This window comes from Brachybacterium sp. 107, from assembly GCF_052379725.1.
Lineage (GTDB): Bacteria > Actinomycetota > Actinomycetes > Actinomycetales > Dermabacteraceae > Brachybacterium.
This window is the reverse complement of the sequence record NZ_JBQSYW010000007.1, coordinates 160645-186347: the sequence shown is the minus strand read 5'-3', so window position 1 is coordinate 186347 and position 25703 is coordinate 160645. Positions and strand designations below refer to the sequence as shown.

General features: G+C 69.3%; 29 protein-coding genes. 13 read left to right on the top strand and 16 right to left on the bottom strand.

Annotated features, from left to right (window positions below; genetic code table 11):
* The first annotated feature begins 8 nt into the window (after positions 1 to 8).
* Genes ACT3UL_RS10310 through ACT3UL_RS10300 form a run of 3 tightly spaced genes read left to right on the top strand, consistent with a single transcriptional unit; the run spans position 9 to position 2097 of the window.
* Positions 9 to 776 carry an MSMEG_4193 family putative phosphomutase gene (locus ACT3UL_RS10310; protein WP_444578150.1) on the top strand — a complete coding sequence of 256 codons (768 nt, stop codon included), beginning with the start codon at positions 9 to 11 and terminating at the stop codon, positions 774 to 776.
* Positions 773 to 1330, top strand: a complete 558-nt coding sequence (locus ACT3UL_RS10305; RefSeq protein ID WP_443344725.1) for a DUF3090 domain-containing protein — start codon at positions 773 to 775, stop codon at positions 1328 to 1330. Before ACT3UL_RS10310 ends, ACT3UL_RS10305 begins: the two co-directional genes overlap by 4 nt.
* Positions 1330 to 2097, top strand: coding sequence for an SCO1664 family protein (locus ACT3UL_RS10300; protein ID WP_444578149.1), 768 nt, complete (start codon positions 1330 to 1332; stop codon positions 2095 to 2097). Before ACT3UL_RS10305 ends, ACT3UL_RS10300 begins: the two co-directional genes overlap by 1 nt.
* 226 nt (positions 2098 to 2323) lie before the next feature.
* On the opposite strand, the gene ACT3UL_RS10295 is transcribed toward ACT3UL_RS10300, so the two are convergent.
* The 8 genes from ACT3UL_RS10295 to ACT3UL_RS10260 all read right to left on the bottom strand — a co-directional run bounded on the left by ACT3UL_RS10295 (position 2324) and on the right by ACT3UL_RS10260 (position 6565).
* On the bottom strand, positions 2324 to 2626 hold the full coding sequence (locus ACT3UL_RS10295) for a hypothetical protein (RefSeq protein ID WP_443344728.1): 303 nt from the start codon (positions 2624 to 2626) through the stop codon (positions 2324 to 2326).
* A 144-nt stretch (positions 2627 to 2770) separates the two neighbouring features.
* Positions 2771 to 2986: a hypothetical protein gene (locus tag ACT3UL_RS10290; RefSeq protein ID WP_444578148.1), complete on the bottom strand. Its 216-nt coding sequence runs from the start codon at positions 2984 to 2986 to the stop codon at positions 2771 to 2773.
* 301 nt (positions 2987 to 3287) lie between these two features.
* Entirely contained in the window at positions 3288 to 3608 is a 321-nt protein-coding gene (locus ACT3UL_RS10285) for a HigA family addiction module antitoxin (protein WP_443345803.1), read from the bottom strand.
* Positions 3583 to 3864, bottom strand: coding sequence for a type II toxin-antitoxin system RelE/ParE family toxin (locus ACT3UL_RS10280; RefSeq protein ID WP_443344730.1), 282 nt, complete (start codon positions 3862 to 3864; stop codon positions 3583 to 3585). The genes ACT3UL_RS10285 and ACT3UL_RS10280 overlap by 26 nt, the downstream gene beginning before the upstream one ends.
* 123 nt (positions 3865 to 3987) lie before the next feature.
* Entirely contained in the window at positions 3988 to 4323 is a 336-nt protein-coding gene (locus ACT3UL_RS10275; RefSeq protein ID WP_443344731.1) for a HepT-like ribonuclease domain-containing protein, read from the bottom strand.
* Positions 4320 to 4646: a nucleotidyltransferase family protein gene (locus ACT3UL_RS10270; protein ID WP_443344733.1), complete on the bottom strand. Its 327-nt coding sequence runs from the start codon at positions 4644 to 4646 to the stop codon at positions 4320 to 4322. The genes ACT3UL_RS10275 and ACT3UL_RS10270 overlap by 4 nt, the downstream gene beginning before the upstream one ends.
* 101 nt (positions 4647 to 4747) lie before the next feature.
* Positions 4748 to 5833 (bottom strand): redox-regulated ATPase YchF, encoded by a 1086-nt coding sequence (gene ychF / locus ACT3UL_RS10265; protein WP_444578147.1) that lies wholly within the window; start codon positions 5831 to 5833, stop codon positions 4748 to 4750.
* Between the two features lie 81 nt (positions 5834 to 5914).
* Positions 5915 to 6565 (bottom strand): NAD(P)-dependent oxidoreductase, encoded by a 651-nt coding sequence (locus ACT3UL_RS10260; protein WP_444578146.1) that lies wholly within the window; start codon positions 6563 to 6565, stop codon positions 5915 to 5917.
* Between the two features lie 229 nt (positions 6566 to 6794).
* On the opposite strand from ACT3UL_RS10260, the gene ACT3UL_RS10255 reads away from it, so the two are divergent.
* The 3 genes from ACT3UL_RS10255 (at position 6795) to ACT3UL_RS10245 (ending at position 9002) form a co-directional block, all read left to right on the top strand.
* The gene (locus ACT3UL_RS10255; RefSeq protein ID WP_444578145.1) at positions 6795 to 7157 is read left to right on the top strand and encodes a winged helix-turn-helix transcriptional regulator; all 363 of its coding nucleotides are present in this window, start codon (positions 6795 to 6797) and stop codon (positions 7155 to 7157) included.
* 53 nt (positions 7158 to 7210) lie between these two features.
* Complete coding sequence (locus ACT3UL_RS10250) at positions 7211 to 7696, top strand: Rv0361 family membrane protein (protein WP_444578144.1); 486 nt, start codon at positions 7211 to 7213, stop codon at positions 7694 to 7696.
* Positions 7697 to 7778: 82 nt separating this feature from the next.
* Entirely contained in the window at positions 7779 to 9002 is a 1224-nt protein-coding gene (locus ACT3UL_RS10245) for a DNA recombination protein RmuC (RefSeq protein WP_444578143.1), read from the top strand.
* Between the two features lie 138 nt (positions 9003 to 9140).
* Here the strand turns inward: ACT3UL_RS10245 and ACT3UL_RS10240 are convergent, their stop codons facing one another.
* Entirely contained in the window at positions 9141 to 10145 is a 1005-nt protein-coding gene (locus tag ACT3UL_RS10240) for a 4-hydroxy-3-methylbut-2-enyl diphosphate reductase (protein WP_443352602.1), read from the bottom strand.
* 262 nt (positions 10146 to 10407) lie between these two features.
* Here ACT3UL_RS10240 and xseA point away from each other — a divergent pair, with 262 nt between their 5' ends.
* Complete coding sequence (gene xseA / locus ACT3UL_RS10235; protein WP_444578142.1) at positions 10408 to 11709, top strand: exodeoxyribonuclease VII large subunit; 1302 nt, start codon at positions 10408 to 10410, stop codon at positions 11707 to 11709.
* A gap of 136 nt (positions 11710 to 11845) precedes the next feature.
* Positions 11846 to 12148, top strand: a complete 303-nt coding sequence (locus ACT3UL_RS10230) for an exodeoxyribonuclease VII small subunit (RefSeq protein ID WP_444578141.1) — start codon at positions 11846 to 11848, stop codon at positions 12146 to 12148.
* A 15-nt stretch (positions 12149 to 12163) separates the two neighbouring features.
* Here the strand turns inward: ACT3UL_RS10230 and ACT3UL_RS10225 are convergent, their stop codons facing one another.
* Positions 12164 to 12808 (bottom strand): DUF4245 family protein, encoded by a 645-nt coding sequence (locus ACT3UL_RS10225; protein ID WP_444578140.1) that lies wholly within the window; start codon positions 12806 to 12808, stop codon positions 12164 to 12166.
* A 135-nt stretch (positions 12809 to 12943) separates the two neighbouring features.
* Between ACT3UL_RS10225 and ACT3UL_RS10220 the strand changes: the two genes are divergently transcribed.
* The gene (locus ACT3UL_RS10220; protein WP_444578139.1) at positions 12944 to 13846 is read left to right on the top strand and encodes a carbohydrate kinase family protein; all 903 of its coding nucleotides are present in this window, start codon (positions 12944 to 12946) and stop codon (positions 13844 to 13846) included.
* Positions 13847 to 13978: 132 nt separating this feature from the next.
* Entirely contained in the window at positions 13979 to 15394 is a 1416-nt protein-coding gene (locus ACT3UL_RS10215; RefSeq protein ID WP_444578137.1) for a class II fumarate hydratase, read from the top strand.
* A gap of 269 nt (positions 15395 to 15663) precedes the next feature.
* On the opposite strand, the gene ACT3UL_RS10210 is transcribed toward ACT3UL_RS10215, so the two are convergent.
* The 3 genes from ACT3UL_RS10210 to ACT3UL_RS10200 form a co-directional block, all read right to left on the bottom strand.
* Positions 15664 to 15915 (bottom strand): endonuclease domain-containing protein, encoded by a 252-nt coding sequence (locus ACT3UL_RS10210; protein WP_444578136.1) that lies wholly within the window; start codon positions 15913 to 15915, stop codon positions 15664 to 15666.
* Positions 15916 to 17375: 1460 nt separating this feature from the next.
* Positions 17376 to 18836, bottom strand: a complete 1461-nt coding sequence (locus ACT3UL_RS10205) for a PhoH family protein (protein ID WP_444578134.1) — start codon at positions 18834 to 18836, stop codon at positions 17376 to 17378.
* 402 nt (positions 18837 to 19238) lie between these two features.
* A complete protein-coding gene (locus ACT3UL_RS10200) occupies positions 19239 to 19997 on the bottom strand; it encodes an isoprenyl transferase (RefSeq protein WP_444578133.1) in 759 nt (252 codons plus the stop codon).
* A 212-nt stretch (positions 19998 to 20209) separates the two neighbouring features.
* Here ACT3UL_RS10200 and trhA point away from each other — a divergent pair, with 212 nt between their 5' ends.
* Positions 20210 to 21121, top strand: a complete 912-nt coding sequence (gene trhA, locus ACT3UL_RS10195; RefSeq protein ID WP_444578132.1) for a PAQR family membrane homeostasis protein TrhA — start codon at positions 20210 to 20212, stop codon at positions 21119 to 21121.
* 142 nt (positions 21122 to 21263) lie between these two features.
* Here trhA and ACT3UL_RS10190 read toward each other — a convergent pair whose 3' ends face one another.
* Both ACT3UL_RS10190 and mca read right to left on the bottom strand, forming a co-directional pair.
* Entirely contained in the window at positions 21264 to 21764 is a 501-nt protein-coding gene (locus ACT3UL_RS10190) for a hypothetical protein (protein ID WP_444578130.1), read from the bottom strand.
* Positions 21761 to 22672 (bottom strand): mycothiol conjugate amidase Mca, encoded by a 912-nt coding sequence (gene mca, locus ACT3UL_RS10185; protein WP_444578129.1) that lies wholly within the window; start codon positions 22670 to 22672, stop codon positions 21761 to 21763. Before mca ends, ACT3UL_RS10190 begins: the two co-directional genes overlap by 4 nt.
* Positions 22673 to 22881: 209 nt before the next feature.
* Between mca and ACT3UL_RS10180 the strand changes: the two genes are divergently transcribed.
* Complete coding sequence (locus ACT3UL_RS10180; RefSeq protein WP_444578127.1) at positions 22882 to 23274, top strand: DUF4307 domain-containing protein; 393 nt, start codon at positions 22882 to 22884, stop codon at positions 23272 to 23274.
* 405 nt (positions 23275 to 23679) lie between these two features.
* The gene (gene greA / locus ACT3UL_RS10175) at positions 23680 to 24168 is read left to right on the top strand and encodes a transcription elongation factor GreA (protein WP_444578126.1); all 489 of its coding nucleotides are present in this window, start codon (positions 23680 to 23682) and stop codon (positions 24166 to 24168) included.
* 131 nt (positions 24169 to 24299) lie between these two features.
* Here greA and ACT3UL_RS10170 read toward each other — a convergent pair whose 3' ends face one another.
* On the bottom strand, positions 24300 to 25661 hold the full coding sequence (locus tag ACT3UL_RS10170) for an AI-2E family transporter (protein ID WP_444578125.1): 1362 nt from the start codon (positions 25659 to 25661) through the stop codon (positions 24300 to 24302).
* Between the last annotated feature and the right edge of the window lie 42 nt (positions 25662 to 25703).

Below are 25703 nucleotides of genomic sequence, written 5' to 3'. Positions count from 1 at the left end.
CTGGAGGGATGGCGACAGTACTGCTCGTGCGGCACGGCCGCACCACGGCCAATGCGACCAGACTGCTGGCAGGCCGGACCGCCGGTGTCCACCTCGACGATCTCGGACGGGACCAGGCGGCGCTCACCGGAGAGAGGATCGCGGCCGTGCCCGTGGTCCGGGTGGTGTCGAGCCCTCTGGTGCGCTGCGAGGAGACCGCCCGCGCCATCGTCGAGCGCCAGAGCGGCGCGCCGCCCTCGTCGGTCGAATCCGATCTCACGGAGTGCGACTACGGACTGTGGCAGGGCCGCCGGCTCAGCGATCTCGCGAGCGAGGATCTGTGGCGGGTCGTGCAGTCGCAGCCGTCCGCTGTCGTCTTCCCCGGCGGCGAGTCCATGGCGGGGATGCAGGCCCGGGCTGTGGCAGCGATCCGACGCCACGATGCCGCCGTCGAGGCGAAGCATGGTCCGGGGGCGGTCTGGGTGGCGGTGAGCCACGGCGACATCATCAAGTCGATCCTGGCCGACGCGCTCGGCATGCACCTCGACCTGTTCCAGCGACTCGAGGCAGGACCCGCCTCCGTGTCGATCGTGAACTACGGCGCGAGCCGGCCGAGGGTACTGGCGACCAACACGGACTCCGGCGATCTGTCCTGGCTCGCACAGGCGATCCCCTCCGGCGATGCGCCGGTGGGCGGCGGTGCCGGCGCACCTGGCACGGATGGCGGTGCCCCCGACGCGGATGGCGGTCCCAGCACCCCCGACGCGGACGGTCGGAGGCCTAGGATCATCACATGACCGACGCGCCTGCACATGTTCACGAGTTCGATTGGCCGGACCGGGTCGTCATCGGGACGGTCGGGCCTCCGGGTGCCCGAACCTTCTACCTGCAGGCGCGCGCCGGGGCACAGATCGTGAGCATCGCCCTGGAGAAGCAGCAGTCGGCTCTGCTCGCGCAGAAGATCGACGAGGTCCTCGATCAGCTCATCGACGTCGAGGGCAACCGCTTCAGCGTTCCCACCAGCACTCCCGTCGAGCTCGTCGACAACGATCCGCTCGAGGCCGCCCAGGAGCAGTTCCGCGCCGGAACCATCGGGATCGGCTGGGACCCCACCACGGCCCAGGTGATCATCGAGGCGCATCCCCTCCTCCTCGACGACGCCGACGAGGATGCGGTCGACGATGTCGCCGAGGCGGAGTCCGAGATGCTGCGGGTGAAGATGCCGGTCGGCACCGCCCGTGCGTTCACCCAGCGCACCCTGGAGATCGTGGATGCCGGGCGTCCCCTGTGCACGCTCTGCGGCTACCCCATGGACCCCGACGGCCACATCTGCATCATTCCCGAGTACTGATGCCCGCGACGGACCTGGTGACCGCCGAGCTGACGCTCACAGGCCGGCTCACGACGGCCTCCAACGCGACGTTCCTGGGCACCATCGGTGACGCGGTGGTCGTCTACAAGCCGGTGGCGGGCGAGGCACCGCTGTGGGACTTCCCCGACGGAGCCCTGGCGTACCGGGAGGTGGCCGCGTATCTGATCTCCGAGGTCCTCGGCTGGAGCGTCGTGCCGCGCACCTGGTTGCGCGACGGCCCGCTGGGCGAAGGGATGGTGCAGCTCTGGCAGAAGCAGGATCCCGCCCAGCGCGCCGTAGACCTGGTCCCGACAGCCGACCTCCCCGGGTCGGGCTGGAGAAGCGTGCTCGAGGGCGAGGACCAGAGCGGGCAGAGCATCACCCTCGCCCACGAGGACACGCCGGCGCTGCGACGCATGGCGGTGTTCGACCTGATCGTCAACAATGCCGATCGCAAGGGCGACCACATCCTCGCCATGGCCGACGGGCATCGGTACGGCGTCGACCATGGCCTCACCTTCCATCACGAGCACAAGCTGCGCACGGTCCTGTGGGGCTGGCTGGGCGACGCACTGACCACCGAGGAGCGCGAGGGCATCGACCGTGTCCGCGACGGGCTGCGCGGCGAGCTGGGCCAGCGCCTCGCGGACCTGCTCAGCACCGAGGAGATCGCAGAGCTCACCGCACGCTGCGCCCAGCTGCGTGCGGACGGGCGGTTCCCGGCCCCGAGCGGCGAGATGCCGGCGGTGCCCTGGCCTCTGTTCTGAGGGCCGCTGTGGCTGCACGGAGCAGCCAGGCCGGCGTGCGCCCGGGGCGCTGGGGCGGGATGAGCGCGCCCGCCCCACTGCAGGCGACGAGCTGCCACGCGCGGCGTTCCCGCGCGGCAGGTCGCCTTGCGGTCGTCGGAGACGATCTCGGCCGCGATGAAGCCCTTCCGGGAGGCGGTGGGAACGGCATGGGCGGCCTCGGGCCAGCGAGGGGTCAGCGAAACCTTCAGCGATTGCGCCAGGAGCGCGGCCTGCGTGGTGAGCTCTGCCGCTCGATGCGGCGCAGAGCAACGCTGCACAGCACCAGGATGACGTACATGATCGTCATCGCACTCAACGCGACGACCGCTGCGACCAGCGGCACCACCGCATAGCTCAGATCCGGGTCGATCTGTTCGCCGACGAGCCCGATGACGATCAGACCAGCGACGAGGAGCCCAGTCGCGACGCCGAACCAGAGCGATGTGAAGAGGGGGCGCTCGAGGTCGGCCCACGCATACAGGTCCTGCCTCCGAGCCTTGTCAGGCACCGGTTCACGGACCGGCCGATGAGCTCCCGCCCCCTTCCTCCGCTTCCGCGCACGAGACCCTGCGCGCCCCATCACCGCAGGTCAGACGTTGAAGCGGAACTCCACCGAGTTCCGGCACGGAGAACCATCAGCGACGACGTCGTCTCATGTCGAGTCGAGGCGCGCGGTGATCGCGGCTGCAACCTCGTCCGCAGACTCCGATGCAGTGTCGAACTCCAAGACCGCATCAGACCACGCCGCATGGTCAGCGCGCCGGCGCTGCACGTCCGACCAGGTCGGCTCGCCCACGTAGGTGAGACTGCGATCTCTGCCGCTGAGCCGGCGCTCGTGCTCATGCACATCGGAGATCTCGAGGTACACGAAGTCGACATGTGAACCTGTTCACGGTGCCGCAGTGCGCCAGGTCTGCCGAGCCTCTTCACCGTTGTGGGCAGCAGCGACAACGACATCGTGACCGAGCCGCAGATTCTGTTCCGCCATCGCACGCGTTGCCTCGTAAGCGGTAACGCCGACTTGCCACCCTGGTGGCAGACCGCAGGCAAGGATCGACTCTTCAACCTCGTCGATGGACAGGTGGACCGACCCCGTGCGCGCAGCGACGACCCCGGCGATGCTCGTCTTCCGACCCCGTGGAGGCCAAAGAGCACGACAAGGCGACCGGTCACGCGACCGCCAGCGGCGTGATCGCGGCAACCTTGTCACGCAGCGCCCGCCGCTCGAGCCGCAGCTCGTAGTTGGACTGCAGACTCATCCAGAGCTCCTCCGACGTCCCGAAGTACCGTGCCAGGCGGATCGCCGTATCAGCCGTGATACCGCGCTTGCCGTGCACGATCTCGTTGATGCGCCGCGGTGGCACACCGATCGAGACCGCCAGCTTGTTCTGTGTGATCCCGAAGCCCTCGATGAAGTCCTCCATGAGGATCTCCCCAGGGTGGATCGGCTCGATCATCTCGTTCTCAGTGGTAGTCGACGAGTTCGACATCATCCGCACCTCCCTCTCTCCAGACGAAGCAGAGACGCCATTGCGCGTTGACGCGGATGCTGTGCTGCCCTCGACGATCGCCGACGAGTCGCTCCAGCCGGTTGCCCGGAGGGATCCGGAGATCCTCCACGTCGTTCGCGGCGTGGATCAGCTCGAGCTTCCGCAGACTCGCCCGCTGCACACGGCGGTCAACGCCCTTGACGTACTGCTCATGCCAGATCCGCTCGGTGCACTTGCTGCCGAAGGATCTGATCACGAGACCAGTCTATGACGCGACGCGTCAATAACGCTAGACGTTAAACCGGAACTCCACCGAGTTCCGGTACGTACGGCCATCACAGTGCGCTCAGCCGGACACCGCACCTTTCGTCGGGGCTGATCAGTCGGCGGCGAGATGGTCGCGCAATGCTTGGGCGAGAGGCGGGAGGTGGGTCTCGACGACGTCGCGGACGACGTCGACATCGACGCCGAAGTACTCATGGACGAGGATGTTGCGGAAGCCTCGGATCTGCGGCCAGGCGATCTCCGGGTGCGCACCAGTGATGTCTGTGGGGAGGTGGTTCACGGCTTCGCCGATGATCTGCAGGTTGCGCTCGATCGCGTCCTCTGCCATCTCCAACAGGTCCGCATCGCCGTCAAGAGCAGCGACATAGCGTCGGCACCGCTCAACGGCTTCGAGAACATCAGCGATGCGCTGGGCCGGGTCGCGGCTCACAATGCCACCGCATCCTCGAGCGCCGAGGCCGAGACCTGCCGCTTGAGCAGTTGCACCGGGAACACGTCGATGTCGTCGCGGCCGAACAGGGCTCGAGTCTCTTCCAACAGCCCGGAGGCCCGCATCAGGAGGTTGCCATCCGCAGGATCCATCTCGACGAGGATGTCGATGTCCGACCCCGGGGCCGCGGTGCCCCGGGCGACGGACCCGAACAACTTCGGGTTCGTCGCGGCGTACCGGTCAAGGAGTACTTGGAAATCAGCACGACGCGCGTCGATGAGCTCGCGAAGGGCGAGCGTCTCGGTCGTCATGATCTCAGCCATGCCGTCAGGATACCGACCCCGACACACTCGAGCTCAAACGATCGAGCCCGCCGTGCTCCGCCGTCGTCGCCCCAGTCTTGCCCGCTCAACGACCAAGCCGCTCACACATTGAAACGAAATTCCACCACGTCGCCGTCCTTCATGACGTAGTCCTTGCCTTCGATGCGCACCTTGCCCTTGGCCTTGGCCTCGGCCATGGAGCCGGCCTCGAGGAGGTGGTCGATGGAGACGATCTCTGCCTTGATGAAGCCGCGCTCGAAGTCGGTGTGGATCACGCCGGCGGCCTGCGGGGCGGTGGCACCCTTGGGGATCGTCCAGGCGCGGGACTCCTTGGGGCCGGCGGTGAGGTAGGTCTGCAGGCCGAGGGTGTCGAAGCCGACGCGGGCCAGCTGAGCGAGGCCGGACTCCTCCTGGCCGGTGGACTCGAGCATCTCGGCGGCCTCGTCCTCGTCAAGCTCGATCAGCTCGGCCTCGAACTTGGCATCGAGGAAGATTGCCTCGGCCGGGGCCACGAGGTTCTTCAGGGCCTTCTGCGAGGAGGCGTCCGCGAGGCCCTCCTCGTCGGTGTTGAACACGTAGATGAAGGGCTTCGCGGTCATCAGCTGCAGCTCGCGCAGTGCGGTGACGTCGATGCCGGCGTCGTCGGCGCCCTGGTAGAGGGTCTTCCCGGTCTCCAGCAGCGCCTTCGCCTTGACCACGTTCGGCAGCACGGCGGCGTCGACCAGTCCGCGCTTGGTGTCCTTCTCCAGTCGCTGCATCGAGTTCTCGATGGTCTGGAGGTCGGCGAGGATCAGCTCGGTGGTGATGACCTCCATGTCATTGGAGGGGTCGGTGGAGCCGTCCACGCGCGTCACGTCGGGATCGGCGAAGGCGCGGGTGACCTGGCAGATCGCGTCGGCCTCGCGGATGTTGGCGAGGAACTTGTTGCCCAGGCCCTCACCTTCGCTGGCGCCCTTGACGATGCCGGCGATGTCCACGAAGGAGACGCTGGCCGGGACCAGCTTCTCGCTGCCGAACACGCTGGCGAGCTGGCCGAGCCGCGGGTCGGGCAGCGGGACCATGCCGACGTTGGGGTCGATCGTCGCGAACGGGTAGTTCGCTGCGAGGACCTCAGCGCGGGTGAGGGCGTTGAAGAGGGTGGACTTGCCGACATTGGGCAGACCGACGATTCCGATAGTAAGAGCCACGGGACGTGATTCTACGTGGCCTGCGCGGAGCCCGGGCCCGGGGCCGGTGAGCCACTGGTCTCACCGGCCCCGGGAGCAGGATCAGCACGCGACGGTGAAGCGCTCGCGACGGTGCGCGGGCTTCTCGATCTCGTCGACCAGCGCGAGCGCGAGGTCCGCCCCGGAGATGAACGAGGTGCCCTCGGAATCGGTGAGCAGCACGTCTCCGCCCACGCGGTAGGTGCCGGTCGCCTCGCCCGGGGCGAAGCTGCCGAACCCGGCAGCGGGGCTCAGGAAGAACCAGTCCACGCTCTCGTCGGCCTTCCGCAGGTCCTGCAGGACGGCGTCGGCCACGCGGGGCTCCTCGGCGAACTCCTTCGGGAAATCCGGGGTGTCCACGAGCTTCGGGCCGCCCTCGGCGACCAGGAGCGATCCGGCTCCACCGATCACGCCGAGTCGCACGTGCTTCTCCGCCGCGAGGTGGGCGAGCGCGGCCTGCAGGTCCCGGAAGGCGCCTTCGTCCGCCATGTCGCCGCGGGGCGCAAGGGCGGAGACGACCACGTCGGCGTCGTCGAGCAGGTCGGCGAGGAAGGATTCCTCCCGCGCGTCGCCGGTGCGGTATTCGACGCCGTCCACGGGCTCCTTCGCGGCTGTGCGGCTGACGGCGAGGACCGCGTGACCGCGGCCGACGGCTTCCGCGGCGAGATGCCCTCCGGCGTATCCGGTGCCTCCGAGGATGACGATGCGAGCCATGGACTCTCCTTCCGAGCGCTCTGCCGAGCGCGAAGATCGATGCGGGGATGATCCACCCCGTCTCCATGGCTCACGCCATGGGCTTGACACTCACTGTAGGTGACTTAGTCTCTATCGGGAAGTCGGCACTTCGCAGTAAGTACCCCGGATGCGCGGACCCTCCCCGCGGTGCACCGCACCGACTCCGTCGCAACCCGACATCACACGACGCGAATCAGGAGTAACCGCCATGGCCTTGCTCGACTACGACCCCTACGCCCGCGACTGCCCGTCGCGGCAGCTGTTGGATCGGATCGGCGACCGCTGGACCGTGCTCGTCGTCGGCCTCCTCGAGGACGGCCCGCTGCGCTTCTCCGAGCTCTCCCGCCGCGTCGACGGCATCTCCCAGAAGATGCTCACCCAGACCCTGCGGGCACTCGAGGCCGACGGGCTGGTGCTGCGCACGGCGTATCCGGAGATCCCGCCGCGTGTCGAGTACGAGCTGACGGAGCTCGGCCGTTCACTCCTGGATCCGTTGCACGTGCTCGTCGCCTGGGCCACGGAGAACATGGGCGAGGTGCAGGCCGCCCGGGATCGCGCCTCCGCCGCCTGAGCGGAGTCCTCGGAACCCGCTCGCCGGCGCTCCGGCCTGTCTAAGGTGTTCGCATGGCTCCTCATCCCGACCCTGCACAGCCCCCGAACAGATCCCGCCGGCTCCTCCCCTGGATCCTCGGCGGCGTCTGCGCGCTCATCGCGATCGTCGTCGTGCTCGTGCTCGTGGCGGGCGCCGTCTGGTACTTCGCGCTGCGGCAGACGCCCGAGGATGTCATCGAGGAGTACCTCGAGGCGTGGAGCTCGGCGGACTGCGAGACCTTCGAGGAGATCACCACCGAGAAGTTCCAGGGTGAGGACTTCACCTGCGAGGGGTGGACCAGCGACATCGAGCAGCAGCAGGAGGAGGACGGCCTCGAGTTCGAGGACGAGATCGTGAGCTCCGAGGTCGACGGGGACCGGGCGACGGTGCGCGTCACGGAGACGATGACCGATGGTCCCGACGTCTCGGAAGGGACCTTCGACTGCCTGCTCGTCCGACAGGACGGCTCCTGGCTCCTCGATGACATCGAGATCGTCCAGGAGATGGAAGAGGTCTGACCGACCGTTCCAGCCACCCCGCGCACTGGCCGGGCAGGCGTGGCGTCGCTCGTCCGTCACACCGCCGTGATGTGCTGACGCCATGACCGGTACACAGATGCTCCTGCTGGGATTCGCGCTGGGTGCGGCGCTCGGAGCCGCCATCAGCTGGCTCGTGATGCGCGAGCGCATCCGGACGCTCGACCAGCAGCAGCGCGCCGGCGTGGACGCCTCCGGCCACCTGCTGCGCCTGGCCGACGAGCGCCACGAGCGGGATGTCGCGCGCCGCGACGCCGCCGAGGAGGAGCGTGAGGCCGAGCTCCAGCGCACGCTCGCCCCCATCACCACCACCCTCGCCCATCTGGAGCGCTCACTGGTCCGTTCCGAGGCTGCCCGGGTGGACGCCGAAGGGGCGCTTCGCTCTCACCTGGCACAGCTCGCGCAGCGGGCACAGTCCCTGGAGACCGGCACCAGCGCACTCACCGCGGCCCTTCGAGCCCCGACGGCGCGCGGCCGCTGGGGCGAGGTGCAGCTGCGACGGATCGTCGAGGCCGCCGGGATGCTCGAGCACGTGGACTTCACCGAGCAGCTCGCCGGAACACGGGCCGACGGGAATGCTGGGCAGAGGCCCGACCTGGTCGTGCATCTCTCCGGGGACCGGCACGTGGTGATCGATGCGAAGGCCCCGATGGACGCCTACCTCGACGCGACCGAGGAGACCGATCCCGTGCGCGCCGCGACCCGTCGGAAGGCTCATGCGAAGGCGCTGCGCCACCACGTCGGCGTCATCTCCTCCAAGGCGTACTGGAAGGCACTCGGGGACACCCCGGAGTTCACCGTGCTGTTCGTGCCCAGCGACGGGGTGCTCGCCGCAGCGCTGGAGACGGACCCGACCCTGCTGGACGACGCCTTCGGCAAGGACGTCGTGGTCGCCTCCCCCGCCACGCTCGTGGCGCTGCTGCGCACGGTCGCGCACACCTGGCGCACCGACGCTCTGAACCGTGATGCCCGCGAGGTGCTCGACGCAGGTCGCGAGCTCCACCACCGCCTGGGCACGTTCACCGGTCACCTGGGCAAGGTGGGCCGCTCGCTGGACTCCTCGGTCGCCGCGTTCAACGAGGCCGTCGGATCCCTGCAGACCCGGGTCATGGTCACCGCCCGCCGCTTCGAGGACCTGGGCCTGACCGGCACCGCGGTCGACGAAGTCGATCAGCTCACCCGCCGCGCCCGCACCCTGGAGGAGGCGGAGATCGCCGATCTCGCGGCGCCGTCCTCGGCCCACCGGCCCCTGACCTCACGCGAGGATCGCGAGGACCGCGCGGGCTGAGCGCCCCCGCCCGTAGCAGGACGATCCGGGCCCCTCGCGGAAGACGGCCCCGCACAGGATGACGGGCCGTCGGCCCTCCCTCTGGAGCGTGCCGGCGGCCCGTCGTCGTACGGGTCCTGAAGGTCGGGATCGTGGAGGTCAGGACTCCGCGGTGGCGCCGTCGCCGGTGGGCTTCGTGCGGCGGTCGGCCACGCCCTGGGTCTTCATCTCCTGGCGCAGCTCGCGCGGCAGGGAGAACATGAGGTCCTCGGTCGCGGTGCGCACCGGCTTCACGTCGCCGTAGCCCCGCTCGGAGAGCTCGCCCAGCAGCTGCTGGACCAGCACGTCCGGGACGGAGGCACCGGAGGTCACGCCCACGGTCCCGACGCCCTCGAACCACTCGTCGCGCAGCTCGGACACGGAATCGATGCGGTGGGAGGCCTTCGCGCCGGCCTCCTTGGCGACCTCCATGAGGCGCACGGAGTTCGAGGAGTTCGGGGAACCCACGACCAGCACCAGATCGGCGTCCGGAGCGATCTTCTTGATCGCCACCTGACGGTTCTGGGTGGCGTAGCAGATGTCGTCGCTGGGCGGGGCCTGCAGCGTCGGGAAGCGTTCGCGCAGACGATCCACGGTCTCCATGGTCTCGTCGACGCTGAGGGTGGTCTGCGAGAGCCAGACGACCTTCTCGGGGTCGCGCACGGTCACGTTGACCGCATCCTCGGGCGAGTTGACGATCTGCACGTGCTCCGGGGCCTCGCCGGCGGTGCCCTCGACCTCTTCGTGACCCTCGTGGCCCACCAGCAGGATGTCGTAGTCCTGCCGCGCGAAGCGCACGGCCTCCTTGTGCACCTTGGTCACCAGAGGGCAGGTGGCATCGATGGTGCGCAGGTTCCGCTCCTCGGCCATCTCCCGCACTCTCGGCGAGATGCCATGGGCGGAGAAGATCACGAGGGCACCCTCGGGGACCTCGTCGACCTCCGTGACGAAGACGGCGCCCTTCTCCTTGAGACGGTCCACCACGAACTTGTTGTGGACGATCTCGTGGCGCACGTACACGGTCTCGTCGAAATGCTCGAGCGCTCGTTCGACGGCGACCACAGCCCGGTCGACTCCCGCGCAGTAGCCGCGCGGTTCGGCAAGAAGGACGGTTCCGTTGCTCACCGCTCCATCGTAGGAGGTGGCGACGGACAACGGCAGGGAGGTGCGGCAAGACTCACCACACCTCCACAGGGACGTCACCGGCACGAGGGCCACGCCGGGCAGGGTTCCCTCAGCGCGAGTGCCTCGCGAGCGTCTCGCGAACGCCTCGCGGGGCCGCGCCGATGCCGCCGACCCGCCTCCGACGCTTCCTCCCCACCGGTCCGTCATCCCCGATCCGGCGCTCGACGAGCGAGCTGTCCCACCGGCGTGCCAGAGTGTTCCCATGACCGAGACGAGTTCCGTGCAGGAGGCAGGCGACGGCGACGCCCCCCGGCCCGCACCGGCCGCCACCGCCGCTCAGACCACGGCGGAGAATCCCTGGCCGCTGCGACAGCTGTCGGTGAAGGTCGGCGAGTACGTGGCCCGGATGTCCCCGCTGTGGGTCGAGGGCGAGATCGTCCAGCTCAACCGCCGTCCCGGAGCAGGACTGAGCTTCATGACGCTGCGCGACATCGATGTCGATATGTCCTTCTCGGTCCCGATCCGTGAGCACGTGCTGCGCGCGCTGCCCATCGAGCCGGTCGCCGGAGCGCGAGTGGTCGTCCATGCCAAGCCGACGTTCTGGACCAAGCGCGGAACCCTGCAGCTGGAGGCCGACGACATCCGTCCGGTGGGCCTCGGCGAGCTGCTGGCCCGCCTCGAGCAGCTCAAGCGCGTGCTCGCCGCCGAAGGCCTGTTCGCCGCCTCCCGCAAGCAGCCACTGCCGTTCCTGCCCCGTGTGGTGGGCCTGATCTGCGGGCGCGAATCCGCCGCCGAGCGGGACGTGGTCGTCAACGCCCGCCGTCGCTGGCCTGCCGTGGATTTCGAGATCCGAGAGGTCGCGGTCCAGGGCGTCAAGGCCGTGCGGGAGGTCTCCGCTGCGCTGAAGGAGCTCGATGGCCGGGACGACGTCGACGTCATCATCATCTCCCGCGGCGGCGGCTCACTCGAGGACCTGCTCCCGTTCTCCGACGAGCAGCTCACCCGCCTGGTGGCCGCGGCGACGACGCCGATCGTCTCCGCCATCGGCCACGAGGTGGACACGCCCCTCATCGATCTCGCCGCCGACGTGCGCGCCTCCACCCCCACCGACGCCGCCAAACGCGTCGTCCCCGACATCCAGGCCGAGCTGGACCAGCTCGACCTGGGACGCACCCGCCTGCGGTCGGCGATCCGGGCCCGGCTCGAGCGGGAGCAGTCCGCGCTGGATGCGATGCGGTCGCGGCCGGTGCTGGAGAACCCCGCCACGATCCTCTCCGGCCGGGCCGACGAGATCCGTTCCCGGATCGCGCTGGCCCGCACGCTGGTCGGAGCCCGCCTCGACCGGGCGGCCGACGAGATCGACCACCTCGGTCGCCAGGTGCGCTCGCTGAGCCCGCTGGCGACCCTCGAGCGCGGCTATGCCGTGGTCCAGAGCCCCGACGGGACGATCGTGCGCTCCCCCGGCGCGACCGCTGTCGGCGATCCGCTCTCCGTCCGGGTCGCAGGCGGTCGCTTCGGCGTCGAGCACGTCGACACCGACCCGTACACACCCCCGGTGCCCTGACGCGATAGCCGGGACCCGGTACCCGTGCTGCCCCAGCACTCGTCACCAGCACCAGTCCCCCGCCCCGTGCCGAAGCAACCGTTCCGACGCAACCGTTCCGACGCACTCGTTCCGATCAAGCCTCTGAGGAGCCCCCATGAACCAGTCCCCCGACGAGAACCCGCCCCTGGACCCCGAGAGCGCCGATGCTCCGGCCCCCGAGGTCACCCCCACCGAGGATGCACAGCTCCCCCCGGACATCGCCGAGCTGTCCTACGAGGCCGCCCGGGATCAGCTGGTCGAGGTGGTTCGCCGTCTCGAGTCCGGGCAGGGCGGGCTGGAGGACTCCATCGGGCTCTGGGAGCGCGGCGAGATGCTCGCCCGCCGGTGCCAGCAGTGGCTCGACGGCGCGCGGGTGCGTCTCGACGACGCGGTCAACGCCCGCCGCCAGGACGGCTGACCCACAGGGCGGAGCTCAGCCCGCGATGTCGGCGAGCGCGGCCTCGGCAAGCACGTTCAGCTCCTCGCGATCGGTCTCGCCGTGGACCAGCAGTCCGAAATCCTCGCCCTCGCAGGAGATCCCGACCCGCTCGGCGCCGTCCTGGCCGCCGCTGAGCGCCTGGCAGTCTGTGCCATCGATCGTCAGCTCCTCCTCGACCACGGTTCCGGGCAGCGCGGCGGACAGCATCGTGGCGCTCACCTCGGACTCCTCGGTGAGGGTGACCAGCGAACCGCCCGGCGAGGTGTACTCCACCTGCCAACGGGGGATGTCGCCATCGGTGAAGCGGGCGGACCGCTCCGACCACTCGTCCCCCATCGCCGGCGCGGCGACGGGGAAGCCCGCGATGTCCTGAGCCCGCTCGGCGCTCGCTGCGACGTCGACCTCCGAGTTCTCCAGCGGCTTGCGGTCGCTCTTGCTCCCCACCCCGAAGAACGCGATCGCGATGACGACCACGAGGGCCATCGTGAGCGCGATCGCCCACACCATGTTCCGCAGCACGGTGTTCTTCCGCGACGGCAGCTCGTAAGCGGACTTCGGCTGCGGACGGGGCTGCGGCTGCGGACGATCCGAAGTCGGCTCGTCGGGCGTCTCAGGGGCGTCGTCAGGGGGCACGTGCATACCCCCTATTGTGCCGGTGCACGGAACCTCCGTTCACAGGGTGTCGCGAGCGCGTGCGAGAGAGCCGGCACGTCACCGATCCTCGCCCTGTCCGTTCCGTTCGCCCCGACCGGGGAAACCTGCAATGATCGTGCGGTGACCGCCAGATTCCTCATCACCGGAGAAGCCCTCACCGACATCGTCGTCGAAGCCGACGGCTCACGTCGTGAGCATCCCGGTGGATCCCCCCTGAACGTGGCCGTGGCCCTCAGCCGCCTCGGCCACGACGCCCATCTGCTCACCCGCATCGGCCCGGACCCCCGGGGCGATGCGATCCGTGCGCATCTCGCCGACTCCGGGGTCCATCTGACCTCGGGAAGCTCGGTCAACGACCGCACGTCGACCGCCGAAGCCGTGCTCGACGCGCACGGCGCAGCGACCTACACCTTCGATCTGGTGTGGGACCCGGACCCCTCCGGACTGCCCGACGGGGTCGACGCAGTGCACACCTCGTCGATAGCTGCCGTGATGTCGCCCGGGGCCGCGACCGTCGAGGACGTTCTGCGCCGCAGCCGCGACCGCTCCACGATCAGCTACGACCCCAATGCCCGGCCCACCCTGATGGGTGACCCGGCCTCCGTGCGCGGACAGGTAGAGGCCAACATCGCGCTCAGCGACGTCGTGAAGGCCTCCGACGAGGACGTGGCCTGGCTGTACGGCACGGACGACCTCGAGGACGTCGTCGCGTCCTGGCTCCAGCAGGGCCCGTCCCTGGTGGTCATGACCCGTGGGAGCGAGGGCGCCGTGGGCTTCAACCGCTCCGGTCGGGTGCAGGTCGCACCGGTCGTGGTCGATGCCGTCGGCGCCGGGGACACCTTCTCCGCCGGCATCCTCGACGCCCTCGCGGCGAAGGGCCTGCTCGGAGGCGAGCACCGGGAACAGCTGGCCTCCCTCCCCTCGGACGAGATCGCCACCGTGCTGCGCCGGGCCGCGATCCTCGCCTCCATCACCGTCTCCCGGGCCGGCGCGAACCCGCCGTGGAGCCACGAGCTCGGCTGAATCAGCTCCGGCACCGGTTCCGCCCCGCGACCGTCACTGCATCCCTCACCCCGGCTTCACGCCCCGAGACCTCTTCCCCACCGACCACTCAGATACCGCACCACCGAACGACGACACCAGGGAGGCACATCCATGTCCCAGTCCACGCCCGCCGCCTCGCAGGACGGCTACCGCATCGAGCACGACACCATGGGTGAGGTGCGGGTTCCCGCCTCGGCCCTCTACCGGGCACAGACCCAGCGTGCGGTGGAGAACTTCCCGATCTCCGGGCAGGGCCTGGAGCCCGCCCACATCCACGCTCTCGCCCAGGTCAAGAAGGCAGCCGCCCGCGCCAACCAGGACCTCGGAGTGCTGGACGGCGCCATCGCCGACGCGATCGTCGCTGCAGCCGACGCCGTCATCGCCGGTGGCCACGACGACCAGTTCCCGGTGGACACCTACCAGACCGGCTCCGGCACCAGCTCGAACATGAACATGAACGAGGTCCTGGCGACCCTCGCCTCCAGCGACGCGCTCGAGGTCCACCCCAACGACCACGTGAACTGCTCGCAGTCCTCCAACGACGTCTTCCCCACGTCGGTGCACGTGGCCGTCACCGCGGGCGTCGTCGAGAAGCTGCTGCCCGCCCTCGCCCACCTCGCCGAGTCGCTCGAGGCCAAGGCCGAGGCGTGGAAGGCCGTCGTGAAGTCCGGCCGCACCCACCTGATGGATGCCACCCCGGTCACCCTCGGCCAGGAGTTCGGCGGGTACGCCGCCGCGGTCCGATACGGCATCGAGCGCGTCGAGGCGGCTCTGCCCCGCACCGCCGAGGTCCCCCAGGGCGGCACCGCCGTGGGCACCGGGATCAACACCCCGGCCGGCTTCCCGCAGAAGGTCATCGCGAACCTCGCCGAGCAGACCGGTCTGCCGCTGACCGAGGCGCGCAACCACTTCGAGGCGCAGTCCGCGCGCGACGGCCTGGTCGAGATGTCCGGTGCGCTGCGCACCATCGCCGTGTCGATCACGAAGATCTGCAACGACCTGCGCTGGATGGGCTCGGGCCCCAACACGGGACTGGGCGAGATCTCGCTCCCGGACCTGCAGCCGGGCTCGTCGATCATGCCGGGCAAGGTCAACCCCGTGATCCCCGAGGCCGTGCTCATGGTGTGCGCGAAGATCGTGGGCAACGACGCGGCCATCGCGTGGGGTGGTGCCCAGGGTGCTTTCGAGCTCAACGTGCAGATCCCGCTGATGGGCACCAGCCTGCTGGAGTCGATCCGTCTGCTCGCCAACGCGAGCACGGTGCTGGCCGACAAGACGGTCGACGGGCTCACTGCGAACGAGGAGAAGGCCCGCTTCTACGCCGAGGCCTCCCCCTCGATCGTGACCCCGCTGAACAAGATCATCGGCTACGAGAGCGCCGCGAAGATCGCCAAGCACTCCGTCGCCGAGCAGATCTCGGTGCGCGAGGCCGTGATCGCGCTGGGCTTCGTGGAGCGCGGCGAGGTCACCGAGGAGCAGCTCGACTCGGCCCTGGACGTCCTCTCCATGACCGCACCGAAGGCCTGACCGACGCCCTGGCGATCGGCTGACCGCCCCGAAGGCCTGATCGCACCGAAGGCCTGACCGCCAGCTCCTCATCCCATACGCATCCACCGGCGCCTGGTGTACAGCCTCTCCGCATAGAGCGGGGCTTGCACACCAGGCGCCGTTCCATGCACCACGCCGCACGCCTCCCCGCCACGCGCCACCCGTCACCCGTCACCCGGCACCCGGCACCCGTCACCCGTCACCCGGCACCCGGCACGCAACACGCAACACGCAACACGCATCACGCATCACGCCGCGAGCATCCCCTTCCCTGGGCGTGGCGAACGCAGATGAAATCCCCGCTGCAGGACCGCGAGGAGTATCTTCTCCGTCTCTTCCCAGTCGAGGAATACCTGCTCCCAGGTCAGCCGCACCACCTGATATCCCATCGCGATGAGATAGAGGTCCCGCCGGCGATCCTCGTCATATCCCGTCGGATCATCGTGGAACTGACGGCTATCGCATTCGATGACAAGGCTCCGGCCCACCAGCAGGTCCATCCGGCGGCTCTGCCCGGGGAACCTCACCTGTGCCCTCACCCCGATGCCTCGGGACTCCAGCCACCACCGCACCGTCGTCTCCGTCCCTGATTCCGCATCGGCCCGGATCCTCGACAACGGCCGTCGGAACCGTGCAGGGAGGCCCTCCACCAGCGCCCGAGCTGCGCCGAAGTTCATCCGCTTCCTCTGCACGGCGGACTCCAGGAGAACTGCCGTGTCCACGATCGGAAGACAGCGGGCCGCGTGCTCGAGGACGAGGTCCAATCCGGGCACAGGGTCGTCATCAGGCCATGCTCGCGGAGTCGTGTCGTGGAGGACCAGCGCTTCCTGACGGCCCGGATTCTCGGCATCGTCGGACTTCCACCGACGCAGCGGCGCGACCTTCATCGATTCGAGCTGCTCCCGGTTCGCTCCTGCCCGGGGCCGGTACACGTGCACACCATCACCGCGGGGCACCCAGAGTCCGTGGAACAGCGCCGCGTCCAAGCACGTGGGCCGAACACCTAACGCCAGAAGGCCGACAAGCGCCGGCGGTGCAGAATCGGTCAGGTACCACGGCTGCCTGCTGACGGTCGCGCCGGACCGCTTCCATCGGTCGAGCTCGCGCCGTGTCCAGCCCTCCCGCCGAAGCTGGTTCCGATGACGGATTCCGGGGATCTCCATGCGCGCACCCCATCACCAGATGTGGTGAGTTCGAGGGCAGAGGAGTGCCGGTGTGGACCGACCCGGTATGGGGAGGAGAGAGAGACGCACCGCACCAGGGTCTTGGCAAGGGCCAGGAGCCGGAGCCAGGGCCGGAGCCACGGCCGGGCCGGGCCGGGCCGGAGCCGGAGCCAGAGCCAGAGCCAGAGCCAGCCTGGTGACAGTCCCGGTCCGAGCTGGCCTCAGCCGCACCGAAAGGTGAAGTGCGGAGCCAGGTCCGACCGAACCGAGCCAGGGTCGCCGATGCCGTCGGTCTCGCGCTCGAGCGCCGCGGGCCCTACCCGTGCCGATCGTCCTTCCGTGGCCGCCTGCACCACCTGCGCCCCTGCCTGCCTGCAGCATCTGCGCTCCTGAGCCTCTACTCCACCTGTACCCCTCGCTACGGCGAGTCGATAGCGAGGTGCGACCGCATCCACCGTCGCCTGGTGTGCAGGCAGCACGTATACGGGGCACCCTGCATGTGACGCGCCAGTCAGCACGTGCCACCGCATCCACCGTCGCCTGGTGTGCAAGCAGCAGTTATACGAGGCACCCTGCATCTGACGCGCCAGTCAGCACGATGTGGCGATCGAGAGATGGGGATGGCGAGCGACAGGCGGGGATGGCGAGCGACAGGCGGGGATGACGAGCGACAGGCGGGGATGACGAGCGACAGGCGGGGATGACGAGCGCGGACCGGGGGCCGGGGCTGGGGACGGGGACGACGTCGGCCGAGCCCCGGCCCCGGCCCCAGCCCCGACCTCGACCTCGACCTCGGCTCAGAACACCGGCTCGTCCAGGACGTGGGTGACCAGTTCGGCGACCTTGGACCGCTCGGAGCGCTGCAGCGTGATGTGTGCGAACAGCTCCTTCTCCTTGAGCGCCTCCACGACCGAGGCGATGCCGTCGTACCGACCGATCCGGAGGTTGTCGCGCTGGGCCACGTCGTGGGTGAGCACCACACGGGAGTTCTGCCCGACACGGGAGAGCATGGTCAGCAGCACGTTGCGCTCCAGGGACTGCGCCTCGTCGACGATCACGAAGGCGTCGTGCAGGGAGCGTCCGCGGATATGGGTCAACGGCATCACCTCGAGCATGCCCCGCGAGAGCACCTCGTCGATGACGTTCTGGGAGACCATCGAGCTGAGCGTGTCGAACACGGCCTGGCCCCAGGGTCCCATCTTCTCGCCCTGGTCACCGGGCAGGAAGCCGAGCTCCTGGCCGCCCACGGCGAACAGCGGACGGAACACCATGATCTTGCGCTGGGTGCGCCGTTCGAGGACCGCTTCGAGGCCGGCGCACAGGGCGAGCGCGCTCTTCCCGGTACCGGCGCGACCGCCCAGGGAGACGATCCCGACGGACTCGTCCTGGAGCAGATCGATCGCGACGCGCTGCTCGGCGGAGCGACCGGAGACGCCGAAGACGGTCTGGTCGCCCTGGACCAGCGTCACCTGCCGGTCCCGGGTGACCCGCCCCAGTGCCGAGCCGCGCGGGCTGGTGATCGTCAGCCCGGTGTGCACTGGCTGATGGGCGACCTCGGGGATCTCGACGACCTGGCCGTCGTAGAGGTCGGTCATGGTCTGCTCGTCGACCGAGGTCGTGACCATGCCCGTGTAGCCGCGGTCCCGGGCGAGCTCCGCCCGGTACTCCTCGGCATGGATCCCGGAGGCGGAGGCCTTGATGCGCATCGGCAGGTCCTTGGAGACCAGCACGACGTCCTTGCCCTCGAGCTGCAGGTTCTTGGCGACCGCGAGGATACGGGTGTCGTTGTCCCCGAGGCGGAAGCCGTCGGGCAGCGAAGCGGTGTTCATGTGGTTGAGCTCCACCTGCACATGCCCGCCGTCCTTGCCGATCGGCAGGGGCACGGAGAGATTCCCGTGCTGCTCGCGCAGATCATCGAGCAGACGCAGCGCCTGCCGGGCGAAGTAGCCGAGGTCGGGATGGTGCCGCTTCGCCTCGAGCTCGGTGACGACCACGATCGGCAGCACGACGTCATGCTCGGCGAAGCGGTGCAGCGAGAGCGGGTCCGACAGCAGCACCGAAGTGTCCACCACGTAGGTGATCACTCCGGTCTCCACGCCCGAGAGGATCTGCTGAGCTCCTCCGGGACGCAACGAGGGCACCACCGGCGAGCCGTCCCTGTTCGCGGCTCCGATCACCCCCGACGTGAACCTCGTACCGGAGCCTGTGACGTCCGTCTGTGCGGACATCGTCTCGCGGGCTGTGGTGGTGTCGTCCATCGGAGCCTCCCGAAATCGCGCGGATGCCTGGACCCTAGCGGGGTCCTCACCCGCTCACGGGCGCGTCCCGCCGTCGGCGGGTTCGACGTTCACCCGATCGTCACCGGGTGTTCTGCCGAGCACCCGATGGAACCAGTGTGCCACCGGTCACACGCCCGGGGCGGGAGGCGCGGGCACATGATCGGCGACCGTCGGTGCCTCATGGCCGACGGTTGGGCCCGGCGACTGGGCCCGACGACTGGGCCCGACGACTGGGCCCGGCGACTGGGCCCGACGGCTGGGTCCGACGGTCGAGGCCGGCGTCCGGGCTGACGGTCAGGCCGACGGTCGGGGCGACGCGCGAGGCCGACGTCAGTGCTCAACCAGGGTGTGGACCGGGCCTGGACGACGGTGGTGTAGAGGTCAGACTCCGTAGCGTCGCTCTCGTCGGCAGAAGTCGCGCAGCGCGCGCAGGAGGTCGATCCGGCGGAAGCCCGGCCAATAGGTCTCGCAGAACCAGTACTCGGAGTGGACCGACTGCCAGAGCAGGAATCCGGACAGTCGCTGTTCGCCCGAGGTGCGGATGATCAGATCAGGATCCGGCTGCCCCCGGGTGTAGAGGTGCTCCGTGATCGAGTCGACGCTGATCGCGGCGGCGATGTCCTCCGGGGAGCGGCCCTGCGCGCCGAGGTCGCGCACGAGCTCCTGCACGGCGTCGACGATCTCCTCGCGGCCGCCATAGCCGATGGCGACGTTGACCGTGAGCTCGGAGTCCGGGGCGGCGCGCTCCTGGATCCGGGCGATGCCGGCGCGGACGTCGTCGGGCAGCGCCTCCGCGGTGCCGGTCAGCCGCACGCAATAGCCTGCCTCGGCGATCTGCGCGACGGTCGAGGCGATGATCTCGTAGAGCGCGACGAGCTCCTCGGGCGGGCGGCTCAGATTGTCGGTGGACAGCATCCACACGGTGACCAGCGGGATCTTCAGATCCTCGCACCAGGAGAGGAATTCGACGATCTTCGCGGCGCCGGCTCGATGACCATGCTCGGTGGACTCGCCGGCCTCTTTCGCCCAGCGCCGGTTGCCGTCGACGATGACGCCGAGATGCTGCGGGAGCTCGAAGGCTTCGAGCTCCTTGGTGAGCCGACGTTCGTAGACGCGATACAGAAGGCCGTCGTCATCCATTGCAGCCTCCGTTCACAGGGTCCGAGGTGATGCCCCGGCCGCCGTGGGGCGCCGGGTCCGTGCACGGCACGCTCTGTGCGGCCCGACCCATGACGCCGCACCCATCCAGTATCGACGATGCGGGATGCCGACCTCGCCGTTTCCCCGCAATCCTCACCGGATCGTCACGTGGGGCACCGCTAAGTTACGTTGCCGTAGGTTACGATTTCGGCATGACTAACGGGCCGCGTCCCGAGGACGGCGACAGCTCCTCGAGGACCACTCCATCGCACGCCACCCGGCGGGACCATGCCGCAGCACCCAGCTCCTCCCCCACAGCTCGCACTGCCGTCTCGGCGGAGGATCCAGCGCTGCAGGAGGCCGCGGAGGCGATGGCAGAGTCAGGAGCTCCCCGCATCGACCCCGACGCGGGGATCCCCACGGCGGAGACTCATCCCTTCGCCCCGAAGACCCTGACACGGGCGATGGCCGCTCGGGCCGCTCAGCTCGGGCTGCAGCTGCCGAAGCCACGGCTGCGGGGCATGCTCCACCTGATCGCTTTCCCCACCTCGCTGGTGGCCGGTCTGCTGCTGGTCGCGTTCGGCGACACGCTCGCGGTGCGGCTCGCGTGTGCCGTCTTCGTGCTGACCGCGGGGATGCTGTTCGGCATCAGCGCCGTCTACCACCGCGGCACCTGGACGCCCCAGCGCGCGATCATGCTGCGCCGCTTCGACCACGCGAACATCTTCCTCATCATCGCCGGCACGTACACCCCCATCGCGGTGGCGATGCTCGCCCCGCGCCAGGCGATCACCCTGCTCGGCATCGCGTGGGGCGGTGCGCTGGTCGGCGTGTGCTTCCGTCTGTTCTGGACGAACGCCCCGCGCTGGCTGTACGTCCCGGCCTACGTCGCCCTGGGCTGGGTGGCGGTCTTCTACATGCCGGCCCTCCAGGCTTCTGCCGGCTGGTCCGTGGTCTGGCTGCTGTCCATCGGCGGCCTGGCCTACACGGTCGGCGCCGTCGTCTATGCGCTCAAGAAGCCCAACCCGTCACCTGCCTGGTTCGGATTCCACGAGATCTTCCACGCGGGAACGCTGATCGGCTTCGGCTGCCACTTCGCCGCGGTCGCGACCGCCGTCGTCTGAACGGGACGGCGACGTCGTCAGAGCCGCGTGGCCGCGGCCGTCCGAGCGACTTGTCCGCCGCCGCCTGAGCGGAGCGGCCGCCCCCACCTGAGGGACACAGCGATCCCCCACGGCGGCCGACGTCTCGGCGACGGCCAACGTCTCAGCGGCGGTCGTCGCCGCCCGAGCCGTCGGCGTCGTCGTCGGAGTCGCGATCGACGTCGTGCGCTGGCGAGGGCCGAGGATCTGCTGGGATGCCCGCCACGTCGCCCGAGGTCTCGAGCGAGCTCTCCTCCGCCGCCTCCCGCGGGGCCTGGTCCTCGGCGTCATCGACGTCGGAGGGATCGCCGGGACGCAGGGGACCCGCGGTGCCCTCAGGGGCGTCCTCGCCCTCAGAGGCCGCCGCGGTGGCGTCGCGCTCGGCCTGCTCGGCGTCCATGCGCTCCTGCACTGCGGCGCGAGCCTTGACGCGTCGCGTGCGTCGGGTCATGTCGAGCACCAGCAGCACCACGGCCACCGCGAGGATGAACATCGCGATGAAGCCGGGCAGGCCCGGGGAGACGGAGACGGAGGTGAAGCCGCCGCCGTCCGAGGGACCACCATCCGAGGGGAAGGGGTCGGCCAGGAGCATGCCTGCCGCGGACTTGAACTGCGCACCGATCATGCGCGAGCCTCGATCGTCTCGTCGCGCAGCCCGGCGAACAGGTCGTTCTCCGGCAGCTTCACGCCGATCCGGGAGATGTGCAGCTCGTAGTCCTCGGTGCCCCACACCGCGGTCTCCACATCATGCGAGATCCGGAAGAACGGACCGTCGGGGTCCACCTGGGTGGCGTGCGCGCGCAGAGCGTCATCGCGCACCCCGAGATAGTCGCGCACGTCGATCCTGGTCGTCAGCAACCGGTCCGTCGACTCGTCGAAGCGTTCCATCATCTGCTCGAGCTCCTCGTTCGGAGCGCCGGCGGCCCGCAGGTGCCGAGCGACGGCGGAGAACCGTTGACGATGGAATCCGTTGATGTAGTAGAGCTTGGCGACCGCCCAGGGCTCACCGAGCTCCGGAGCGAAGTGCGGATCCGCGGCGAGGTCGAAGGCCGCGACGCTGATCCGGTTGGTCTGGATGTGATCGGGGTGCGGATAGCCGCCGTTCTCGTCGTACGTGGTCAGCACGTGCGGGCGCAGCCGACGGATGGCTTCCACCAGCGGGCGGGCGGCCTCCTCGGGGCTCAAGGTGGCGAAGCTGCCCGCGGGGAGCGGGGGCAGCGGATCACCCTCAGGAAGCCCCGAATCGACGAAGCCCAGCCATTCATGATCCACGCCGAGGATCTCCTGGGCCGCAGCCATCTCCTGGCGCCGCACGGTCGGCAGGACGTCGCGGGTCAGGGTGGGATCGTCGCGCAGCCGAGGGTTCAGCACGTCCCCGCGCTCCCCGCCGGTGCAGGTGATGACCGTGACCTGCACACCCTCGCGGGCATAGCGCGCGGTCGTACCGGCCCCCTTGGAGGACTCGTCATCCGGGTGCGCGTGGACGGCCACCATCCGCAGGGTTTCATCGGGCGCTGGCAACTGGACGGTCACGGTTCTCCTCGGATCATCGGCTCGGGGACGAGGCACCCCGGGGCCCGGCAGCGGCATCTCGGGCGTGCCGTTACAGCGTCCGATCGTACGCCACGTGGCCTGAGGGTTCACGGGGCGACGGACACGGGGCCGACAGACGTGACCGGGCCCTCCCGGGCGCCTGCGCTCCCCTGGGAAGTCAGCATCGAGAGGTCTGGGAGGATGGACTCATGAACGGCACCTTGCAGCGCCCGGCCGATCGCTACGGCGCCCCGAAGATCTCGAAGCGCACCGCCCGGATCCTCATCGCGCTCGTCGCCGCTGCCTTCCTCGCCGTGGTCGCCCTGGTCGGCTACTGGGTCGCGAGCCCACCCATCCGGGCCGACCTGGTCGGATACGACCACGTGGCCGATGACGTCATCGCCGTGCAGTACTCCCTCACCATGGATCCTGGCACCGAGGCCACCTGCCGCATCCAGGCCCTCAACGAGGGCCGCGCGCAGGTCGGGTTCGTCGAGACCACCATCCCCGCCCAGACGGAGCGCCAGACCGTGCACTCGGTGGAGATCTCCACCCAGGGCAAAGCCGTCTCAGCCGAGATCGTGGCGTGCGAGCCCGCCTGACCCTGAACCCCCGGCCCCCGGCCCCCGGCCCTCGGCCCTCGGCCCCCGATCTCCGGCCCTCGATCCCCGATCCTCGATCCCCGATCCCCGATCCCCGATCCCCGATCCCCGATCCCACCTGATCGTGACCGCTCTGGCCGACTCCCTCCGTCGAATCCGCCCAGAAGCCGCCCCCGGGAGGCGGACGCCTGGGAACTGCCGCTCGAATTACTCGCAGCGCGAAACTCCTTGAGCCTTCGGGAAACCCTGAATTGCGCGGTGTAAGGTATCCCGAAACCGGCATCGAGCCGGTGATCATCACCCGCACCACGGGGCGCATGAGGACATGTGCCCCGTGATTCGCGTATAGGGGGCTCTTTCACGATGCCCTCGATGCGCTCGATCCAAGACGACAGGAGTGAACCCATGAGCAGCCAGCCGAATGGCGCCTGGCTCACCCAGGACGCGTACGACCGTCTTTCCCAGGAGCTCGCTGAGCTCGAGGGCCCGGGCCGTACCGAGATCGCGGAGCGCATCGCCGCTGCCCGTGACGAGGGCGACCTCAAGGAGAACGGCGGCTATCACGCAGCCCGTGAGGAACAGGGGAAGCAGGAGGCTCGCATCGCCGACCTCCAGCGTCTCCTCAAGAATGCTGTGGTGGGCGAAGCGCCGAAGGACGACGGTGTCGTCGAGCCCGGCATGGTCGTCGCCATCACGATGGCCGGCAAGGAGCGCACGTTCCTGCTCGGCAACCGGGAGATCGCAGAGAACGCGGACCTGGAGGTGTACTCCTCCGAGTCGCCGCTGGGCAGTGCGATCCACGGGTCGAAGGTGGGCGACACGGTGGAGTACACCGCACCGAACGGGAAGTCGTTCTCCATCGAGATCCTGACGGCCAAGCCCTACGCCCCGTGAGGTGATGCGCCCCGTGCGCAATGCTCCGCCCGGAGCATGACGAGAGCGGCCCCCGATCCAGCTGATGCCGGATCGGGGGCCGCTCTCTGTCGCCCGGTGCGCGCCGGGCACTCAGGCCCGGCGCGTCCGCGTCACTCCTGGGTGGGCTTCGTCGGGAATTCGGGGGCCTGCTCGGGCGACTGCTCCGAGGTGTCTGCAGACGGTACTGCGGACTTCGCCTCCGACACGGTCGCCGGCTGCGCCTGCGAGTCGCTCGTATCCCGGCCCTCGGCCCTGCTGACATCCGACTCAGCATCAGCATCAGCATCAGCATCAACATCAACATCAACGAGATGGGGATGATGACCCACGGCGAGCGCCGCGAAATGATCCCGGGATGCGGAGTCCACACCCAGCTCCGGGCTGGGATCACGACCCACTATGTACAGCAGCGTGGCGTTGACGAACGCGATCAGCGGGATCGCGAACAGGGCGCCGGGGATCCCGGCGATCATCGCGCCGCCGGCCACGCCCAGGAACACGGCGAGCGGGTGCAGCTCGACGGCCTTGCCCATGAGCAGGGGCTGGAGCACATTGCCTTCGAGCTGCTGCACGAGCAGCACGATGCCGAGCATGATCAGGGCGAAGATCCAGTTCTGCAGCACCAGCACGAGGAGCACGGCGATGATGCCCGAGGCGATCGCGCCGACCAGCGGGATGAAGGAGAACAGGAACACGAGCAGCCAGATCGGCACCGCATAGGAGCCTAGGCCGAGGGCGACCATGCCGATCGAGATGCCCACGGCGTCGACGGCGGCCACGAGGATCTGGGTGCGCACATAGGCCGACAGCGCCTTCCAGCCCCGGCGGAATGCCTCGTGAGTGCCGGTTCGGGCGGCCGGCGGCAGGAGCCCCACGACCCAGCGCCAGATCGTCGGGCCGCTCGAGAGCAGGAAGAACAGCGTGAACAGCATGATCAGGACGCCGGTGACGAGGTTGCCGAGCACCGCGGCCGTGCTGACCGCCGAGTTGAGCAGCGTGTCCGCGTTCTCCTGGAGCTTGGCCAGCCCCTCGTCGAGGGCCGAGTTGATCATCGGTGCATCGATCTGGAAGGTCGTCTTCGCCCACTCCGACACGGATTCGAAGCCCGTGACCAGCTTGTCCTGGATGTCCGCCCACTTGGCGATCAGCTGCCGACCAGCGAGGGTGAACATGCCCGCGACCACGAGCAGCAGGCCGAGCAGGGCGACCCCGCTGGCCGCCCCGCGACCCAGGAACGTATAGCGCGTGAGCAGCTTGACCACAGGGGTCAGCAGCACGGCGAGGAGAACCGCGAGCAGCACCGGGATGACGATCCCGGTGATCTGGAGCAGGCCGTAGAGGATCAGCGCCGTCGCAGTGACGATCACGAGGATCCGCCAGGACCAGGCTGCCAGGCGACGCACGCCGAGCGGGATCTCCTCGACCTCCTGCGCCAGGCCAGGTGCCCGCGGAGTGGGGCGCAGCTTCGACATGGGGTTCCTTCCCTCGGTGCCAGGACGACTCCTGCGCATCCT